This is a genomic window from Ectopseudomonas alcaliphila (assembly GCF_900101755.1).
GTDB classification, from domain to species: domain Bacteria; phylum Pseudomonadota; class Gammaproteobacteria; order Pseudomonadales; family Pseudomonadaceae; genus Aquipseudomonas; species Aquipseudomonas alcaliphila.
Genome location: NZ_FNAE01000001.1, coordinates 236,738 through 251,011, shown reverse-complemented (window position 1 = coordinate 251,011; position 14,274 = coordinate 236,738). Strand labels below are relative to the sequence as shown.

15 protein-coding genes are annotated in these 14,274 nt (G+C 60.9%); 10 read left to right on the top strand and 5 right to left on the bottom strand.

Annotated elements, in window-relative coordinates; genetic code table 11:
• Positions 1-51 precede the first annotated feature (51 nt).
• The 4 genes from BLR77_RS01130 (at position 52) to BLR77_RS01115 (ending at position 5,534) form a co-directional block, all read left to right on the top strand.
• Positions 52-1,278, top strand: coding sequence for a gluzincin family metallopeptidase (locus BLR77_RS01130; protein WP_074675064.1), 1,227 nt, complete (start codon positions 52-54; stop codon positions 1,276-1,278).
• A 127-nt stretch (positions 1,279-1,405) separates the two neighbouring features.
• On the top strand, positions 1,406-1,930 hold the full coding sequence (locus BLR77_RS01125) for an RNA polymerase sigma factor (RefSeq protein WP_074676722.1): 525 nt from the start codon (positions 1,406-1,408) through the stop codon (positions 1,928-1,930).
• Complete coding sequence (locus tag BLR77_RS01120) at positions 1,927-2,877, top strand: FecR family protein (protein WP_074675063.1); 951 nt, start codon at positions 1,927-1,929, stop codon at positions 2,875-2,877. The genes BLR77_RS01125 and BLR77_RS01120 overlap by 4 nt, the downstream gene beginning before the upstream one ends.
• 155 nt (positions 2,878-3,032) lie before the next feature.
• Complete coding sequence (locus BLR77_RS01115; protein ID WP_139202907.1) at positions 3,033-5,534, top strand: TonB-dependent receptor; 2,502 nt, start codon at positions 3,033-3,035, stop codon at positions 5,532-5,534.
• A gap of 3 nt (positions 5,535-5,537) precedes the next feature.
• On the opposite strand, the gene BLR77_RS01110 is transcribed toward BLR77_RS01115, so the two are convergent.
• Positions 5,538-5,891: a YajD family HNH nuclease gene (locus BLR77_RS01110; protein ID WP_074675061.1), complete on the bottom strand. Its 354-nt coding sequence runs from the start codon at positions 5,889-5,891 to the stop codon at positions 5,538-5,540.
• Between the two features lie 75 nt (positions 5,892-5,966).
• Between BLR77_RS01110 and BLR77_RS01105 the strand changes: the two genes are divergently transcribed.
• On the top strand, positions 5,967-6,281 hold the full coding sequence (locus tag BLR77_RS01105; protein WP_074675060.1) for a hypothetical protein: 315 nt from the start codon (positions 5,967-5,969) through the stop codon (positions 6,279-6,281).
• A 77-nt stretch (positions 6,282-6,358) separates the two neighbouring features.
• On the opposite strand, the gene BLR77_RS01100 is transcribed toward BLR77_RS01105, so the two are convergent.
• Entirely contained in the window at positions 6,359-8,401 is a 2,043-nt protein-coding gene (locus BLR77_RS01100) for a S9 family peptidase (protein ID WP_074675059.1), read from the bottom strand.
• 105 nt (positions 8,402-8,506) lie between these two features.
• Between BLR77_RS01100 and BLR77_RS01095 the strand changes: the two genes are divergently transcribed.
• The 5 genes from BLR77_RS01095 to BLR77_RS01075 all read left to right on the top strand — a co-directional run bounded on the left by BLR77_RS01095 (position 8,507) and on the right by BLR77_RS01075 (position 12,108).
• Positions 8,507-8,980: an MFS transporter gene (locus BLR77_RS01095; protein WP_074675058.1), complete on the top strand. Its 474-nt coding sequence runs from the start codon at positions 8,507-8,509 to the stop codon at positions 8,978-8,980.
• A gap of 63 nt (positions 8,981-9,043) precedes the next feature.
• Entirely contained in the window at positions 9,044-9,490 is a 447-nt protein-coding gene (locus BLR77_RS01090) for an HIT family protein (protein ID WP_074676720.1), read from the top strand.
• Between the two features lie 4 nt (positions 9,491-9,494).
• Complete coding sequence (locus tag BLR77_RS01085; protein ID WP_074675057.1) at positions 9,495-10,268, top strand: class II glutamine amidotransferase; 774 nt, start codon at positions 9,495-9,497, stop codon at positions 10,266-10,268.
• Positions 10,269-10,272: 4 nt separating this feature from the next.
• Positions 10,273-10,797: a DUF2937 family protein gene (locus tag BLR77_RS01080; protein ID WP_074675056.1), complete on the top strand. Its 525-nt coding sequence runs from the start codon at positions 10,273-10,275 to the stop codon at positions 10,795-10,797.
• 258 nt (positions 10,798-11,055) lie between these two features.
• Entirely contained in the window at positions 11,056-12,108 is a 1,053-nt protein-coding gene (locus BLR77_RS01075) for a DUF2167 domain-containing protein (RefSeq protein ID WP_074675055.1), read from the top strand.
• Positions 12,109-12,240: 132 nt separating this feature from the next.
• On the opposite strand, the gene BLR77_RS01070 is transcribed toward BLR77_RS01075, so the two are convergent.
• The 3 genes from BLR77_RS01070 to BLR77_RS01060 are packed head-to-tail and all read right to left on the bottom strand — an operon-like array spanning position 12,241 to position 14,274.
• Positions 12,241-13,419, bottom strand: coding sequence for a vWA domain-containing protein (locus BLR77_RS01070; protein ID WP_074675054.1), 1,179 nt, complete (start codon positions 13,417-13,419; stop codon positions 12,241-12,243).
• Between the two features lie 32 nt (positions 13,420-13,451).
• Complete coding sequence (locus BLR77_RS01065; RefSeq protein WP_083366012.1) at positions 13,452-13,847, bottom strand: GFA family protein; 396 nt, start codon at positions 13,845-13,847, stop codon at positions 13,452-13,454.
• Complete coding sequence (locus tag BLR77_RS01060) at positions 13,840-14,274, bottom strand: hypothetical protein (RefSeq protein ID WP_074675052.1); 435 nt, start codon at positions 14,272-14,274, stop codon at positions 13,840-13,842. The genes BLR77_RS01065 and BLR77_RS01060 overlap by 8 nt, the downstream gene beginning before the upstream one ends.

Below are 14,274 nucleotides of genomic sequence, written 5' to 3'. Positions count from 1 at the left end.
TGTGGCGCAGCTGTCATATGCCGCCACGTCCCGCATCAGGAGTTTTGCTCGATGTCCCTTCGCTTGCCGTTGTACGCGTCTCTGCTGCTTCTGAGTCTGCCGGCCTTCGCCGCCACGCAGAAGGTCGATCTGGATTACCGGGTGCGCTTTCTGCCAGAGAGCAATCAGGCTGAAGTCAGCATCACCCTGGAGAAGGGCGAGCGGGTGCGCAGCCTCGACTTCAATCTTGGCGAAGACGGGCGCTTCAGCGATTTCAAGGCCGATGGCCAGTGGTCGCAGGAGGTTGCCGGGCGCGGCAAGTGGCAGCCGGGCGAGGGCAAGAGCGTACTGAGCTACCGCGTGCTGATCGACAACGAACGCAAACCGGGGCGCTACGACGCCAGGATGACCGACGACTGGGCGTTGTTCAGGGGTGACGACCTGATTCCGGCGGCCAAGCTCGATCAGCAGAACAAGACCGAGCTGGTGGCGCGCCTGCAGTTCGATCTGCCCAAGGGCTGGAAGAGCGTGGAAACCGGCTGGCCGCGCATCGGCAAGAACCGCTTTCGCATCGACAACCCGCAGCGCAAGTTCGACCGCCCGACCGGCTGGATGCTTGCCGGCAAGCTGGGTACCCGTCGCACCCGCCTGGGCGATACCGAAATCGCCATCTCCGCGCCGGTCGGCGAGGGCATGCGGCGCATGGATATCATGACCTTCCTCACCTTCGTCTGGCCGCAGATGCAGCAGGTTTTTCCGCGCGACCCGGACAAACTGCTGATCGTCGGCGCTGGCGATCCGATGTGGCGCGGCGGCCTGTCGGCGGCCAATTCCTACTTCATGCACGCCGACCGGCCCTTGGTCAGCGAGAATGGCACCAGCTCACTGGTGCACGAACTGGTGCACGTATTCGGCCGCATCTATGGCCGCGAGCGCAGTGACTGGATCGCCGAAGGTCTGGCCGAGTACTACGCCATCGAGCTGATGCGCCGCGCGGGTGGTATCAGCGAGGACCGCTATCAGAAGATCCGCGAGCAGCTGATTCGCTGGAGCAAGCCGGTCAACAGCCTGCGCACCGACAATGCCAGCGGCCCCGTCACCGCACGTGCGGTGCTGCTGCTGCAGGAGCTGGACCGGGAAATTCGGCAGAAGACCAAAGACAAGGGCAACTTGTCCTTGGATGACGTGACCCGTGGACTGATGCGTCTGGACCGGGTCAGCACCAAGGACTTCATCGACATCACCGAGAACGTCATCGGCGGTCCGTCGAAGACGCTGGATACGCGGTTGCTGCGCTGAGTTGACTAGCATATGACAATGGCTGTTAAATGATATTTATTATCATTTATAGGCGCTTTCGGGCGCCTTTTACAGTCAGGTGGTCTCGTGCAGGCAGTCTGTGGCACCTTGCCCAGTGGTGCAGTCCGTGGATGAGCAGTTTCGCGGCACCTTCTCTTCCGTTTATCGCAGCGTCCATGCCGAACTGACGCATTTCTTTCGCAAACGTCTGGAGAGTCAGGCCGATGCTGCTGATCTGGCTCAGGATGCGTTCGCCCAGTGGTTAGGGTGGCGTGATCGCAATGGTGTTGAGCAGCCTCGCGCCTTTCTTTTTCATATTGCCCGCAATCTGCTGCGTGATCACTGGCGTCGCCAGCAACGTCAGGGGCAAATCGAGCCATTAGAGGTAATTGCAGATACCGCAGCGGTACAGCCTAGTCCACTGGAACGTCTCGATCAGCAGCAGCGGCTGCGACAATTGGCTCGGGTGCTGGAGGACCTGCCGCCCAGGCGACGCGAAGCCTTGATCCTTCACCGTTTCGAAGGTCTGTCGCAAAATCAGGTGGCTGCGCGTATGGGCATTTCCCTGAGCATGGTGGAGAAGCACATTGCTGCCGCCTTGTTGCATTGCAAGCAGCAGCTGGCGCGTGAGACAGGGACGGATGAGCAATGAGCGAGAACCGAATCGATGTGATGCGGCCTGATGAGCAGGCGGCCAGCTGGTTCGCCCGCCGCAGTGGTGATGCGTTCGATGCACAGGACGAGGTTCGGTTTCAGGCCTGGCTTGCGGCCGATCCGGCCAATGCCCAGGCTTTCGCCGATCTGCAGTTGCTTTGGCAGGACATGGCCCATCTGCCCAGGCCACGAGCTTGTGTGACTCGCCGGCTGCGCCGTCCGCGTTGGCGTTCGTTGGCCGTGGCGGCCTGCCTTGGATTGCTGGCGTTGCTGCCTGTCTGGCTGGATGGTCCGCAGGACGTGGAGCTCACCCTAGTGAGCGGTTCCACGGAGCCTCGCGAGGTGACCCTGGGTGATGGAAGTCATATTCATCTCAATCGCAACACCCGTCTGGAGGTTCGCTTGCTGCCGGATCGACGCGAGGTCGAGCTTTTGCAGGGGCAGGCGTATTTCAGCGTGGCTAGGGATGAGCAGCGGCCCTTTCATGTGCAGGTCGGAGAGGGCAGCGTAACGGTGCTCGGAACGCGTTTCGATGTGCGTCGTGGTAGCGAGCATCTGATCGTGACAGTGGAACAGGGACGAGTCGCTCTGCGTCCGCAGGAAGGGGCAGTGCTGACGGAGCTGCTGGCAGGAGATCGCGCGGTCTACGAGCAGGCTCGTGGCGAGCTGCTACGTTCGCGGGTTGCCGAGGATGAGGTGGCCAGTTGGCGGTCGGGACGCCTGCTTTTTCAGCAATTGCCATTGGCGCAATTGCTGGATGAACTGTCGCAGTATCGTACTGCTCCAGTCTCGCTCGGTGATGCTTCTCTGGCCAATAGACAGGTTTCCGGTAGCGTTGATCTTGCGCGGCCCGATGATTTTCTTGCGGCGCTGCCAGTCATGTTGCCTGTGGCGCTGGAGCGTTCGGATGATGGCAGTGTTCGAGTGGTGAAAGCGAAAGATTAAAAATATTTTCATTCGCATATGTGGGTTTTTGTCATTTAACCGTCTCCCATTCCGCCCACCTCATGCCGTGGTGGTGCCGTAATGTAGTGGAGATCTGGATGAAAACCCGCCTTTTGCCACATGACCGGAGATGCGCATCTGCTGGTGCCTCACTGATGATCGGTTGCCTGATGAGCACCATCGCTCAGGCGCAGCCCCGTGACTTCGAGCTTGCCGCTCAACCTATGGGTAGTGCGTTGACAGCCCTGGCCCGTCAAGGACAGCTGCAGATCTTTTTCGAGAGCGATCAGGTGCAAGGGCTGCAAGGACGTGCGCTGCGTGGGCGCTACGAGCCGGTAGAGGCGCTGCACCAGTTGCTGCTAGGCAGTGGTCTTGAATTGGTGGTGACCCCAGGTGGTTTCGTGGTGCGCCAGCAGGCCGTCACGGCGCGTGACGAAAATACCATCGAGCTGGGTTCGGTGAGCATCGTGGGTGATGGTCGCCAGGTCGACTCCAGCAACGTCGGGCGTTCGACCTTGACCAGCAGAGAAATCGAGCAGCGGCAGGCTGACAATGTTCCCAGCCTGCTGCAGACCCTGCCTGGTGTGAGCATGGGGGGCTCGCCGAAGCCGGGTGGTCAGACCATGAATATCTGGGGGTTGGGTGATGCAGAGGATGTTCCCTTCACCCTGGATGGTGCGACCAAGAGCGGTTTCGAACGCTATCAGCAGGGGACGGTGTTCATCGAGCCTGAGCTGATCAAGAGCATCGAGGTGGACAAGGGGCCTCACTCGGTATTTACCGGCAATGGTGGGTTTGGTGGCACCGTCCATATGGAGACCAAGGATGCACAGGACTTGCTGCAGGAAGGCCGCAACGCGGGTGCCATGCTCAAGTACGGCTATCACAGTAATGATCAACAGAAGATATACAGTGGCGCAGTGTATGGTCGAACCGACGACGGCTTTGCTGATTCGCTGCTTTACCTGACCGGGCGTGACGGTCGGGATATCAAACTCGCTGACACCATTCCTGATCCGGACAATCGTTATCCAATCAATCCGCAGCGTTTGCCGAACACGTCTCAGGATTTGGCTGCCGGCTTATTCAAACTCAACTTGCATCCTACCGAGGAGCATGACGTCAACCTTTCCTGGTCGCGCTCGAAAAGTACAAGGTGGACCCCGTTCTCTTCTTCCAGTTACCCAACGCCTCCTACCCAGAGCAATATCAACCAGTACGGGTATGAAGGCGCGTTGCGTCGTTTCCTGGCCCACCGGGAAACTATCGATACGACATGGGCGAGCAAGTATCACTTCCAGCCACTGGATAACCCCTGGGTCGATCTGACCTTCAGCTATGCGCAGTCAAAGGTCGAACAGGTCGATGAGCGTGAGCAAAGTGCGTTTGTACAAGTCGCAACCGGTGGGCGAAAAATGGATACCGCATACCGGGATAAGGTCGTTGAGTTGCGCAACACCAGCCGCTTCGACACGGGGGTGTTTTCCCATGAATTGACATTGGGTGGGGCATGGCGCAAGCACAACCGCGATACTCGGATGTATATCGACACCAGTACCTACAACAATGCCAATTACAATTTTGGCCGTTTTCAGCCGACCTTCATGCCCAGCGGCGAGCAACTGACTCACAGTTTCTATGTGCAGGATGTGCTCGACTACGGCCGTCTGACGATTACGCCATCGATGCGTTTTGACAGTGTTCGCAATGAAGGTGAGCCTAATCTGGCTCCCGTCTATAACAACAGTGCCAGAGGGCATGATTACAGCAGCCAAAGTTATTCGGGCTGGTCTCCGCGTCTTTCGTTGTTCTGGCGTGCAACCGAGCAGCTGGGCTTCTTTGCCGATTACACGCAGACCTGGCGTGCTCCGCTGATAGATGAGCAGTACGAAGTACAGAACAGTACGACTCGACCGGCAACCAGTCGCGATCTCGACCCCGAGCGAATCCATGCCCTGCGCTTCGGTAGCGTGGTCAATCTAGGTGATCTCTTGGTCAATGGCGACAGCCTGCAGGTCCGTACCACGTTGTTTCGTAACAAGATCAAGGACGAAATCTTCAAGAACGTGGGCGTAGGCTGTGCAGAACAGGCCGCTAGCAACGGTACCCTGTCGGGTAGTTGCGGGGCCTACTTGCCCCAGGGTAACTATCGCAACATTGGTGATCTGACCATTGAGGGGTTCGAGGTCGAGAGCTTCTATGACAGCGCCCGTGTATTCGGTGCCCTGTCCTATTCGTGGATGAGCGGCGAGCATGAGGGGGCTTACACCAATCCTTGGGGGCCGGATGTCTGGGCGCGGGGTATTCAGCCAGCGAAGTGGGTGGCTACTTTGGGAGTGAAAATTCCCGAGGCGGATATGCGGCTGGGTTGGCAGGGCGAGTTCGTGCGCAAGACCGACCGACTGCCCAGCGATAGATATTCCGGGGGTATGGGCAGTTCGGTTGGGGACACGTTTTACGATCACTTCGACAATGCCAGTTATGACACTCATCGAGTATTTGCCAGCTGGATACCGCAGCAGGCTGGTTTGAAAGGTACCGAGGTGAACTTCGTGGTGGACAATCTGTTCAACCGTTTCTATCAACCAGCACTCAGTGGTGATCGCGTCTACAGCCAGGGGCGCAATGCCAAGATCAGTGTCACGAGATTCTTCTGATACTCAGGACTTTTTCAGCAGATCGGCCAGCCCGGCCAACCCCTTGTGCGTGACCTTGCTGCCAGAGCCGGCGCTGGCAGCTTCTTCCTTCTGGTAATGCAAATCGACCTGGCGCTGGTGCTCGTTGTCGTGGCAGTACAGGCACAGCAGCTCCCAGTTGGAGCCGTCTTCCGGGTTGTTGTCGTGGTTGTGGTCACGGTGGTGCACGGTCAGCTCGCTCAGGCGCTTGCCGCTGAATTCGCGGCCGCATCGGCCGCAGATGTGCGGATACATGCGCAGCGCCTTTTCCCTGTAGCTGGTTTCGCGGCGTTGCTGGGCTTCGGCGAGGATCTTGTCGAGCTTGCTGGTCGGTGTCATGAGGCAATTCACTGGAACGTTCGTGGGCAGGTGTTGCCAGAATAGAACGAAAGCCAGTCGAGCAGGAGAGCCATCATGCGTATCCCCCGTCTTGCCGCGATGATCCTGGCGTCCAGCCTCGCTACGCTGTCATGGGCGCAGCAACCGGCGCGCATGCCGTCTGCGCCGGAGGCCGGCTCGCCGGGTACGGCAACCCCGCAGCCTTATGGCCAGCCCTCGACTGCGGTACCGATCAAGCGCCAGGGATCGGCGCCCCTTTTGCCTCCGCCGCAGGGGCAACCCCTTCCTGGCGCAACGCCCCGATCCAATGGCGATCAGCCAATTCCGCAACTGGATGAGCAGATGCGCCGTAACAGTCAGGGGTTGGACGGGCAACGCAAGCAGGACTGATCGTCGGTTCTGTAGGAGCGGCTTCAGCCGCGATGCTTGGGGAGTCGCGGCTGAAGCGGAATGCCGCCCAACCGCTCCTACGGGTGTGCTATCCCGAGCACACGGAACAGGAAGGCATACTCCAGCGCCACATCCTTGATGCCCTGATAGCGTCCGCTCATACCACCATGGCCGGCGCCGAGGTCGGTCTTGAGCAGTAGCAGGTTGGCGTCGGTCTTGTCGCGGCGCAGTTTGGCCACCCATTTGGCCGCTTCCCAATACTGCACACGGCTGTCGTTGTAGCCTGCGACGGCGAGGATGGGCGGATAAGCCTGGGCGCGCACGTTCTCGTAGGGTGCGTAGGCCTTGATGCGTGCGAATACGTCGGTCTGGTTCGGGTCTCCCCATTCATCGTATTCGGTCACGGTCAGCGGCAGGTCCGGGTTGAGCATGGTGTTGAGCACGTCGACGAAAGGCACCTCGGCGATGGCGGCAGCGAACAGCTCGGGACGCTGGTTGAGCACGGCGCCGATCAGCAGGCCGCCAGCACTGCCACCACTGATCGCCAGTTGCGCGGGGGTGGTCAGGCCTTCGGCGATCAGGCACTCGGCGCTGGCGATGAAATCGTCGAAGGTGTTCTGTTTGTGCTCGAGCTTGCCGGCGCGGTACCAGGCTTCACCCATCTCGCCGCCGCCACGTATGTGCGCGATAGCGAAGACGAAACCGCGCTCCAGCAGGCTCAGACGGGCGTGGGAGAACCAGGGGTCAAGGCTCGCACCGTAGGCACCGTAACCATAGAGATAGAGCGGCGCCGGCTTGCCTGCGGCGAACACGTCACGGCGCGCCACCAGGCTGATCGGTATCTGCGTGCCGTCGGCGGCGCTGGCCCAGAGGCGGCGACTTTCATAGGCGTCGGCATCGAACGGGCCTTCCACGGGCGTCTGCTTGAGCACCTGTTGTTCACCTGTCACCAGATCCAGCTGGCGTACTTGCGCGGGGCGACCCAGCGCTTCGTAGCGCAGACGGATCACCGGGCTGTGAAACTCCAGGCTGTCCTGCACGTAGAGGCTGTAGGCCGCGTCCGGCAGTTGCACGCGATAGGCTGCAACGCCCTGCGGCTGCACTTCGAGGATCGGCAGGCCACCTTCGCGCAGGGCAAGGGTGAGCGCGCGCTGGTTCAGCGTTGCGCCTTCGAGCATCACCTGCGGGTCATGGGCGCGAATCTGCTGCCAGTGCGGGCGTTGCGGCTGCTCCTCGGTAGCGCGGTAGAGCGCGAAGTTGATGCCGCTCTGGTTGCTGCGGATCAGCCAGCACCACTGACCGTCCAGCATGCCGTGATCGACATCGTACTCGTGACCTTCCTCGCGCGGTGCCAGGCAATTGAAGTCGTTCTGCGGCTGCTGAGCGTCGAGCACCCAGACTTCGCTGGTGGTCTTGCTGCCCAGTTGCAGGATCAACTGGCGCTCGGAACTGGAGCGGTAGCAGTGCAGGAAGAAGCGGCCATCGGGTTCCTCGAATACTGCTTCGGCGGCGGCGTCGCCGAGGCGGTGACGATAGAGCTTGTAGGGACGATGGGTGTCGTCCAGCTCGGTAAAGAACAGCGTCTGGCTGTCGTTCGCCCAGGTCATGCTGCCGTCGCAGTCGTCGAAGGGCAGTTCGCTGATCTGGCCGCTCTCCAGTTCCTTGACGAACAGGCGGTAGATCTCGTCGCCGCTGCTGTCGAGGCTGTAGGCCAGGCGCTGCTGGTCAGGGCTGATGCTGAACGCTCCGACGGAAAGAAAACCGCCGCCAGCCAGCGCGTTGGGGTCGAGCAGCAGCGCTTCGCTGGCCGCGTCGACGTCCAGAGAGCCATCGGCAGGGCGGCGGCAGCGATAGTGCCGCGGATACTCGTCACCGGCCGTGGTGCGCTGGTAGTAGAGGTAGTCGCCCCAGGGTGTCGGTAGCGACAGATCGGTCTCGCGAATGCGCCCCTTGATCTCCTCGAACAATTGCTCGCGCAGTGCCTGTTGCGGTTCCAGCACGGCGTCCAGGTAAGCGTTTTCTGCCTGCAGATGCGCCAGCACCTCGTCGCTGTCGCGGTTTTCCAGCCAGTGATAGGGGTCGTTGCCGGCTTCCTGGCGGGCGATGGGGGCAGAGGACATGGCGTGGCTCCAGAGAACGAGAGGGCGACGGCAGGGGCGCCGCATTGGGCAAAAGCCGCTATCATAAGCGCCCCTTTGCCAGACCTGCCACGCCGGCGCCTGCTTATGATGAATGAAAACGACTACCTACTGGCCTGGGCGGCCTACGGGATTGCCGCCCTGGGTTGCCTGTTGGTGTGGATGCGCCTGACCAGCTGGATGTGGCGCTATCTGCGCGAGCCGCTGCGGGTGCTGATGGCCGTGCTGCTGTTCAGCCCGACCATCGTCGACCCGGCGCGCGAGCTGTTCGCGCCCGCACTGGCGGTCACCGCCATGGATGTAATGCTCAAGGTCGGTAACAACGCCTGGCGTGCGGTCGCCGATCTGGCGCTCTACAGCCTGATCGCGCTCGCCGTGTATCTGCTGTTCGTCGCTGTTCGCTGGCCCATCGAGCGTTGGTGGAAAGGGCGTCAGGCCGAGCATGTCGCCGAGCCCGACGAAGACCCGCGCACCCTGCGCGAGCGCATGGAAGAGGACGACGACCTGCCGATCCGCGACTATGGACGCGATCGCGCTGGTCGTATGGAACCGCGTATTTGATCTGACCCCTTGCGCCTGCCGGCCCAGGCGTTCAGCATGATGGCCTTGTGCAAGGGAGGCCCGATGGATTGCGTGTTCTGTGCCATTGCCGAGCAACGGCTACCTGCTCATCGTCTGTATGAAGACGAAGATTTCATCGTACTGCTGGATATCTTTCCGATGCGTCCGGCCCATGTGCTGATCGTCAGTCGCCTGCATGCGCCGTTTCTACGTGATCTGCCGCCACCGGTTCGTGAGCGTCTGCTGGCCTTGTCCGAGCGTGTGGCTGCGGCGCTGCGCGAGGCGGGCTACGGCGAGAATGGCATCAACCTGCTGATCAACGACGGTCCGGATTCCAATCAGCACGTGCCCCATCTTCATTTACACCTGATTCCGCGTCGGCCGGGTGACCTGCCGGCGCTGCTCTGGCGATTGCTGGTGCGTTTTCTGCCAATGGGCCGCAAGCGAATCGAAGCGCGTCTGCAAGATGAAGCCGAGCGTCTGCGCCTGATCCTCGGCAAGGAGAATTGATTCGATGTGCGAATTGCTCGGCATGAGCGCCAATGTACCCACTGATATCGTCTTCAGCTTCACCGGGCTGATGCAGCGTGGTGGTCGCACTGGGCCGCACCGTGATGGTTGGGGGATCGGCTTCTACGAAGGGCGCGGCTTGCGTCTGTTCCAGGACCCGCGGGCGAGCAGCGAGTCCGAGGTAGCGCAGCTGGTGCAGCGCTACCCGATCAAGAGCGAGGTGGTGATCGGCCATATCCGCCAGGCCAATGTCGGCAAGGTCAGCCTGGTCAATACCCACCCCTTCAGCCGCGAGTTGTGGGGGCGTAACTGGTGTTTCGCGCACAACGGCCAACTGGCTGGCCTGGAAGGCTCCACCACCTTCTACCGACCAGTCGGCGAAACTGACAGCGAGGCAGCGTTCTGCGATTTGCTCAACCGTGTGCGTCGCGCCTTTCCCGAGCCTGTGTCAGTGGAAATGCTCCTGCCGGTGCTGGTGGCGTCCTGTGCCAGTTACCGCAAGCTTGGCGTATTCAACTGCCTGCTCAGTGATGGCGATTGGCTGTTCAGCTTCTGTTCGACCAAGTTGGCGCATATCACTCGTCGCGCGCCTTTCGGCCCGGCGCAACTCAAGGACGCCGATCTGAAGGTGGATTTCCAGTCGCAAACCACGCCCAACGACGTGGTGACGGTGATCGCCACCGAGCCTCTGACCGACAACGAGCAATGGTCGCTGTACCAGCCGGGCGAATGGCGCCTGTGGCGCCGCGGCGAATGCATCACTCACGGCAAGGCCTGACCTCATGCTTAGAAGCTATCTGCGTCTGACGCTGTTCGCTCTCGGCCTGTTGCTCGGCGTGCAAGTGCCGGGCTTCATCGATGATTACGCCAAGCGGGTCGAGGCCCATCGGCTGGAGTCGCAGCAGAGCCTCAAAGGTTTTCAGGAAACTGCGCGCAGTTTCTTCAAGGGCGACATGGATGCGCTGGTGGCTCACTACCGCGTCAGTGACGACCCGGTGATGCGTAGCGATGCCAATAGCGTGGGGCATCTGGTGCAGCGTGCGGCCTTGCTCGAGCGCGAATGGCAGGTCATGCAGGGCGCCTGGTACGGCCAGGCTTGGCACCTGGCGACCGCTGCCGATCACGCGCTGTTTCAGGAGACCCTGCAGGCTTATCGCTACCAGGTGCTGTTCACCCCGGATGCGATTCTCTGGGGCGTGATCAGCGCCTTGCTGCTGGCCTGGCTGGCTGAGGTGCTGGTAGTGCTGTTCGGCTGGATGTTCGGAGCGGGGCGGACCAGGCGGGCGCAGCAACGACACTGGCGCTAAGTGCAATAAAGCGCCGGGAGCCTTTCGTCGCGCAAGCCCGGAGGGTGGTCGGCAAGGCCGGTTTTGCTCCCCGGCTTTGGCATCCTGCGCCGCCTTACCTCCTGCATCCACGCAGTCTTGCCAGGCCGGCATTTCCGCCATCACTGGCGGCCAGATGGCAAGCCACAAAAAAGTGCACTGGTTCGCCTGAGCGCGAGGTAGGTCGTGTTAATGTAATACGGCGTTACATTTACCCTATCTCGCGTTATTGGAGTTTCCATGTCGATCAAGGATTCGATCCTGGCAGCCACCCTGGCTGCTGCCCTGCCGTTCACCTGCGCTGCATACGCCAACCCCGAGACCGCGCCAGACAGCGCTGCGGTCATTGAGGAGATCATCGAAACCGATGATTCGGCGCAATACATCAGCCCCGAGGAGTTCGTCGCCAGCCTGGAATTCAAGACCGGGCGGGTTGTGCTCGGCAAGGATCTGGCCACCCTCAACCTGCCTGATTCGCTGGTCTTTCTCGACGGTGACAACGCCCAGCGCCTGCTGGTCGATGGCTGGGGCAACCCGCCGGATGACGTACCGCCGCTGGGCATGATCCTGCCGGCCGGTGTGTCGCCGCTGGCCGAGGAATCCTGGGGCGTGACGGTGGAGTACGAAGCCAGCGGCTACGTTTCCGACGAGGACGCTGCCGACATCGATTACAGCGATATGCTCAAGGACATGCAGGCCGACATGCGTGAGGCCAACACCTGGCGTGAGGAGAACGGCTACGAGCCGGTGCAACTGGTCGGTTGGGCCGCCGCGCCACACTACGATGCCGAAGGCAAGAAACTGCACTGGGCCAAGGAGCTGAAGTTCGGCGACAGCGAGGCCAATACCCTCAACTACAACATCCGCGTGCTGGGCCGTAAGGGCGTGCTGGTGCTGAATTTCGTCGCCAACATGGATCAGCTGGCGGAAATCGAGGCCAGCGTGCCGGCGGTGCTGGCGGCGACCGAGTTCAACCCGGGCCAGCGCTATGCCGAGTTCGATCCCGATCTGGATACCGTGGCCGCCTACGGCCTGGGCGCTCTGGTGGCCGGCAAGGTCGCCGCCAAGACCGGTTTGCTGGCGCTGCTGCTGGTCCTGCTGAAGAAGTTCTGGTTCATCCCGGTGATACTGGTCGGTTGGCTGTTCAAGCGCATTGGTCTGCGCAAGAAGGAAGCTCCGGCCGAAGCGGTGAGTGCGCCTGTCGCCACGGCTGCCGAGACCAAGCCGCAAGAGCCAGCGCCGGCGCAGACGGTGATGGATCTGAACAAGACGGACGACGCGGAGAAACGCTGAGTTCGAATCTCACCGTAGCCCGGATGCAATCCGGGGCCTGCGCTCGCAAGAATTCCCGGATTGCATCCGTGCTACAAAAACGCCGCGAATCCTGTGCAGGGTTCGCGGCGTTTTTCGTTGCTGCGTGTAGCCTTACTTGGACAGGTACTTCATGCCGTCTTCCAGCCCCTGCAGGGTCAGCGGGTACATGCGATCTTCGACCAACTCGCGCACCAGGCCGGTGGAGGCGGTGTAGTTCCAGGTGTCCTTGGGGTAGGGGTTGATCCAGATGATCTTCTTGAACTTCTCGGTGAAGCGCTTCATCCAGACGTAGCCGGCTTCCTCGTTCCAGTGTTCGACGCTGCCGCCGGCCTGGGTTATCTCGTAGGGCGCCATGGCCGCGTCGCCGACGAATACCACCTTGTAGTCGGCGCCGTACTTGTGCAGCAAGTCCATCGTCGAGGTGCGTTCGCTGGTGCGGCGCATGTTGTTCTTCCACACGCTCTCGTAGACGAAGTTGTGGAAGTAGAAATATTCAAGATGCTTGAACTCGGTCTTGCAGGCCGAGAACAGCTCCTCGCAGACCTTGACGTGGGCGTCCATCGAGCCGCCGATATCCAGCAACAACAGCAGCTTGACCGTGTTGCGTCGTTCCGGGCGCATCTGGATATTGAGCAGGCCACCATCCTTGGCGGTGTGGTCGATGGTGCCGTCCAGGTCGAGCTCTTCGGCTGCACCCTGGCGGGCGAACTTGCGCAGGCGGCGCAGCGCCACCTTGATGTTGCGCGTGCCCAGCTCGACCTGGTCGTCGAGGTTCTTGTACTCGCGCTGATCCCACACCTTGGCGGCCTTGCCCTGGCGCTTGCCGGCATCGCCGACACGAATGCCTTCCGGGTTGTAGCCGCCGGAGCCGAACGGGCTGGTGCCGCCGGTGCCGATCCACTTGTTGCCGCCGGCGTGCTTTTCCTTCTGCTCCTCGAGGCGTTTCTTGAACTCCTCGATCAGCTTGTCGAGGCCGCCGAGGCTCTGGATCTGCGCCTTTTCCTCATCGCTCAGCAGGCGCTCGAACTCCTTGCGCAGCCACTCCTCGGGGATCATCGCCTCGATATGCTGATTGAGGTTTTCCAGACCGTTGAAGTAGGCGCCGAAAGCCCGGTCGAACTTGTCGAAGTGACGTTCGTCCTTCACCAGGATGGCACGCGCCAGGTAGTAGAACTCGTCCATGTCGGCGAACACGACGTTGTGCTTGAGCGCATTGATCAGGTCGAGCAGTTCGCGCACCGACACCGGCACCTTGGCCGCGCGCATTTCGTTGAATAGGTTGAGCAGCATGGCTGCACCCTCGTTTATTTATCTGTGGAGCCTCATGAGCGGTGCTCCAGAGGTAGGCCGTCGGTGATGGAGTACCAATCGGCTTTGGATTCGGGGTAGATGTGCTTTTGCGGAATCTCGCCGAGTGCTGAGTCCAAAGTGCCGAGCGCTACTGAAAGCCAGTTGGGGCGTGGATGCTCGGCGAACCACTGCAGATTGCTGCCGCACTGCCGGCAGAAAGTACGAGTCACACCAGGAGAGGAGTGAAACTCGGTTACCTGCTCCAAACCCTGAGTGAAGTGAAAGTGCTCGCGCCGCACGTTGCCGTAACTGGCGAAGGCTGCGCCATTGCCCTTGCGACACTGGCTGCAGTGGCAATGGGTGGCGGACTCGATGGGGGCGTCGATGCGGTACTTCACTGCGCCGCAAAGGCAACTGCCACTATGCATTGTCATCAGCTTCTCCATTGAGCTGAGCTTGAATTTCCAGTGCCCAGGCGCCGTCGCTCACTCCGATTCCCCGTTCGTGGCGGGATGTCGATGTCTGTTCGGTCACGTCACACCAAAGGTTGCGGCCTATCGCATCCAATGCTGAATAGTCCTCGTTGGTGTCGAGATCGAACTCGACGAAGCGCTGCTCTTGAGTCAGCACTGTGCCACTCACACCATAGCCACCGTATTGCTCAAGGTGCAGATCAACCATGACGCTGCGGTCCCAGTCGATGTTTTGAGCCTTGGGGTGCTGTACAAGCACGCGGGGCAATCGCTCTGGCTGGTTGCGATAGTGCTCCGCTGTCAGTCGTAGGCTTTCACGCCGGAGTAGAGCCTGTTCCTGGACATTCTTCTGGCGCTTTCGCCTGATCCGTTCAAGGCTCAT